4 protein-coding genes are annotated in these 4362 nt (G+C 67.4%); all 4 read right to left on the bottom strand.

The window, feature by feature from the left end:
• Positions 1-1061: methyl-accepting chemotaxis protein (locus tag M8A51_RS26405; RefSeq protein ID WP_280926206.1), on the bottom strand; the 1061-nt coding region annotated here is incomplete at its 3' end.
• A gap of 130 nt (positions 1062-1191) precedes the next feature.
• Positions 1192-1656, bottom strand: a complete 465-nt coding sequence (locus M8A51_RS26050; RefSeq protein WP_251781541.1) for a chemotaxis protein CheW — start codon at positions 1654-1656, stop codon at positions 1192-1194.
• A 200-nt stretch (positions 1657-1856) separates the two neighbouring features.
• Positions 1857-3602, bottom strand: coding sequence for a methyl-accepting chemotaxis protein (locus tag M8A51_RS26045; RefSeq protein WP_368408604.1), 1746 nt, complete (start codon positions 3600-3602; stop codon positions 1857-1859).
• Between the two features lie 212 nt (positions 3603-3814).
• Positions 3815-4362, bottom strand: a 548-nt coding sequence (locus tag M8A51_RS26035; protein WP_251781540.1) for a methyl-accepting chemotaxis protein, incomplete at its 5' end; no start/stop codon positions are given.

Below are 4362 nucleotides of genomic sequence, written 5' to 3'. Positions count from 1 at the left end.
GTGTTGATCTCGTCCATGGTGGCGACCACCTGGGAGACGACCTGGCCGCCGCGCGAGGCGACGGACGAGGCGGAAGACGCCAGCTGGTTGGCCTGGCGGGCGGCGTCGGCCGACTGCTTGACGGTGCTGGTGAGCTGCTCCATCGACGAGGCGGTCTGCTGCAGGCTGGAAGCGGCTTCCTCGGTGCGCGACGACAAATCGAGGTTGCCGCTGGCGATCTCGGTCGACGCGTTGGTGATGTTGTCGGTCGCTTGTCGAACCTGGGACACCGTGGCGCGCAGCGCATCGCGCATGACCACCAGGCCTCCTTGAAGACGAGCGACTTCATCGCTGCCGACCGGTTGCAGCGACGTCGTCAGGTCGCCCGCGCCGACGCGCGCTGCAAAGTCGCCTGTTTCACGCAGCGGAAGCACGATGGACCGGCTGACGCGCCAGGCCAGCGCCGCGACCAGCGCGATCGACACCACCAGCGCGGCGACCACGGCCCACGTGATGACCACGTACAACCCGTTCAGCTTGTCCATCACGACACCGGTGAAGTAGGCGACGGCGCCACGCGCTTCCAGCAGTGTGGCTTCGGCCCGGCCCAGATGGCCGGCGGCCGCCTGGAGCGCCTGCCGTCCCGACAGGGAGTCGCCGATCGTGCCGGCCACGATCTGGTCGAAGACCGGAGCGGCCGCTTCGCGATAGGCCTTGAGCTCGCTGCCGATCTGCTTCAACCGGCCGATCGTGGTGTCGTCGATCACCCGTGCGGTGATGTCGTCGAGCAGCGCGATGGCGCGCTCCTGGTCTTGCTTCCAATCGGCGCGAAGGGCCTGCAGTGCCTGCATGTCGCCGATCGACAGCAGCATGTCCTTTTCATGGTTCCGGCTGCTCAACATCGCTACCCACAGTTCGTCGGCAGACTTCATCGACAGCACGACATGATGGTTGAACCGGTTCACGGACTGGTTCTGCAAGCGCGACGTGAGCCAGGCGGCGGCACTGAGCAGTGCCACAAGCAGCGCCAGCGCACTGAAGGCGACGGTCAGTCGGGTCTGGATCGTAAAGCGTCGAAGCATCTTGGGTCGGAAAAGAAGAACAGCGCCCGAGGCGCTGATGCAAGGTGGAGTCAGACTCCGGCCCCGGGTGCAGGGCACGGCTCGCGGAAGCCATGCCGCCGGGGGGAGACAGGGAGTCGCAGCCGCGGCCTCAGGCCGCCAGTTCGGCGCCGGCCAGCCCCAGGCTGGGTGACAGGATCAGGCTTTCGATGTCGATCAGGATCAGCATGCGCTCGCCGACCTGGCCCAGGCCGGTGATGAATTTGGCGTCGACCACCGAACTCATCTCAGGGGCCGGTTTCACCGCTTCGGCGGGAAGTTCCATCACGTCGCTGACCGCGTCGACGACGGCACCGACCACGCGGTTTTTCACGTTCAGGATGATCGAGACCGTGAAGCCGTTGTACTCGACCTTCTCGCAGCCGAAGCGCATGCGCAGGTCGACGATTGGCACGATCACGCCGCGCAGGTTGACGACGCCCTTGATGAAGGCCGGCGCGTTGGCAATGTGGGTCGGCTCTTCGTAGCCACGGATCTCCTGCACCTTCAGGATGTCGATGCCGTATTCCTCGTTGCCGAGGCGGAAGGTGAGGTATTCCTTCGGGATGCCGCTCATCGTGCGCGCCTGTGCGCCGCGGCCTGCTGCACCTGCGGGCAGCAGGCTGTTAACTGGTTCCATCATGCCCATATCGGGTCTCCTGCTTGCGTGCTCTTACGCTGTTTCGGCCGAAGCGGGCGGAACTTGAGCACTGCACCTGCGCGGTGTGTGCACGCTTCGATGCGGGTGCCGGGCTCCGTGCCGGATGTCACGGCTGATCAGAACGAGGTCCAGTCGTCGTCGCTGTCGGCTGCTTTCACGACAGTCGACGCGACTGCGGGTTCCTTGGGGGCCGGCGTCGGCGGCGCACTTGCCGCCGGCGTGGCCGATCCGGTGGGTGGCGCAGTCCTGGGCGCTGCAGTGGCAGGTGCAGCTGCCAGGGCTGCCGGCACCGAGGACGTGCGCGCCCGCGAGATCGCGCTGGCGGTCAACGCATCGGCCTGTGCCAGCTTGAACGCGCCGACGACCTCGGCGAGCCTGTAGGCCTGCTCCTTGAGGCTTTCGGCGGCGGCTGCGGATTCCTCGACGAGTGCGGCGTTCTGCTGCGTCATCTGGTCGAGCTGGGTGACGGCGGTGTTGACCTGGCCGATGCCGGAGCTCTGCTCGGCGGTGGCGGCGGTGATCTCGCCGATGATGTCGGACACACGCTGCACGGAGGCGACGATCTCGGTCATGGTGGAGCCGGCGTTCTGCACCAGCTTGGCGCCGGACTCGACCTTCTCGACGGAGGCGCCGATGAGGGTCTTGATTTCCTTGGCGGCCTGGGCCGAGCGCTGGGCGAGGTTGCGCACCTCGCCGGCGACGACGGCGAAGCCGCGGCCTTGCTCGCCGGCGCGGGCGGCCTCGACGGCGGCGTTGAGCGCGAGGATGTTGGTCTGGAAGGCGATGCCGTCGATGACGCCGATGATGTCGGCGATCTTCTTGGAGGAGGTGTTGATCTCGTCCATGGTGGCGACCACCTGGGAGACGACCTGGCCGCCGCGCGAGGCGACGGACGAGGCGGAAGACGCCAGCTGGTTGGCCTGGCGGGCGGCGTCGGCCGACTGCTTGACGGTGCCGGTGAGCTGCTCCATCGACGAGGCGGTCTGCTGCAGGCTGGAGGCGGCTTCCTCGGTGCGCGACGACAAATCGAGGTTGCCGCTGGCGATCTCGGTCGACGCGTGCGTGATGCCGTCGGTCGAGCTGCGTACACCGGCGACGATGCGTGCCAGCGATTGCTGCATGTGCTGCAGCGATCGCGTCAGCTCGCCCAGCTCGTCGGTGCGGTCGGTGGTGATATCGAGCGTCAGGTTGCCGTCGGCCACCGCACGAGCGAACGCGACCGATTCGCGCAACGGGCCGCGGATGGAGCGCACGAGCAGGGACGCGACGCCCACGCCCAGCAGCGTCACCAGCAGGCCGGCACCGGCGGCCAGCCATAGCAGGTTGCCTCGGGCTGCTTCGGCGGCCGCGCGTGCGGCGTCGCCCTTGCGCTGTTGGGCGGCAACGAATTCGTCGATGCTGGCCAGGTAGGCCTGCGTGGCAGGGCGGTACTCGGTCCCGATCGCCGCGATCACGCCTGCCTGGTCGCCGCTGCGGCCCATCTCGCCGACCTTGATGCTGACAGCGACCAAAGCTGCGCCCTTGGCCCCGACGTTTTTCATCAGCGCCTTGTCTTCGTCGGACGAAAGCTGCTTGGAGATTTCCTCGCGCAGCTTGCTGATGCGGGCGCGGTCGTTGTCCAGGTTGTCCTTGAACACTTCCGTGACCGACCCGTCGGTGGCGACGGCGCTCGCCATGCCCAGCGCGACGGCCGTTTCGGTCATGCCCTTCCAGCGTTGCGCCTTCTGGGCGAGGTCATGCATGGACGTCAGGGTCTCCAGAGAACGTTGCTCGATGACGCGCGCGCGTCCAAGCGCGAGGCTGCCGATCAACAGCATCATGCCGAGCAGGCAGAGGATCGCGACCCAGAGTCGCTGGGCCACGGAAAGTCGGTTGAGGAAAGTCATTGATGGTCAGGGAGGATGGGTACTGCATATGCCTCGCATCCTGTGGCCCGGTTCGAGAGGAACCGAGGCCTTGCACAAGATGCGGGGCCCCCTGATGTCATCGGCTGCCGGCGCGCCGGCTTGAGCCCTGTTTCAGACCTGATGTGCGCACAAGCACCGCTGCGCGCGCAAGAGCGTGGCGCGGAGTGCTAGAACGACGTCCAGTCGTCGTCCTGGCCCGTGGCGGGCGTTGCTTGTGACTGGACGGCCGCCGGCGCTGTGGGCGGTGCCGGGATGGGTTTGCGCGCTGCTTTGGGAGCGTCTGGCGGGGCGGCCGCCAGTGCGGGGGCGAGCGCAGGGCCAGGGGCGCCGCTGATGACGCCGCGTGCACGCTCGATGACTTTCTGCGCCACGGCACCTGCCTCCTGCTTGAGCTTGAACGCGCCGACGACCTCGGCGAGCCTGTAGGCCTGCTCCTTGAGGCTTTCGGCGGCGGCGGCGGACTCCTCGACGAGCGCGGCGTTCTGCTGCGTCATCTGGTCGAGCTGGGTGACGGCGGTGTTGACCTGGCCGATGCCGGAGCTCTGCTCGGCGGTGGCGGCGGTGATCTCGCCGATGATGTCGGACACGCGCTGCACGGAGGCGACGATCTCGGTCATGGTGGAGCCGGCGTTCTGCACCAGCTTGGCGCCGGACTCGACCTTCTCGACGGAGGCGCCGATGAGGGTCTTGATTTCCTTGGCGGCCTGGGCCGAGC

Source organism: Caldimonas mangrovi (genome assembly GCF_023721835.1).
Lineage (GTDB): Bacteria > Pseudomonadota > Gammaproteobacteria > Burkholderiales > Burkholderiaceae_C > Caldimonas > Caldimonas mangrovi.
The sequence above is the reverse complement of the archived record's forward strand: the minus strand, read 5'-3'. Positions and strand labels throughout refer to the sequence as shown.

What these genes read in the sequence shown, in the direction of transcription:
- M8A51_RS26050 (WP_251781541.1), bottom strand. Translation starts at nt 1,656, where the DNA reads ATGAGCGGCATCCCGAAGGAATACCTCACCTTCCGCCTCGGCAACGAG.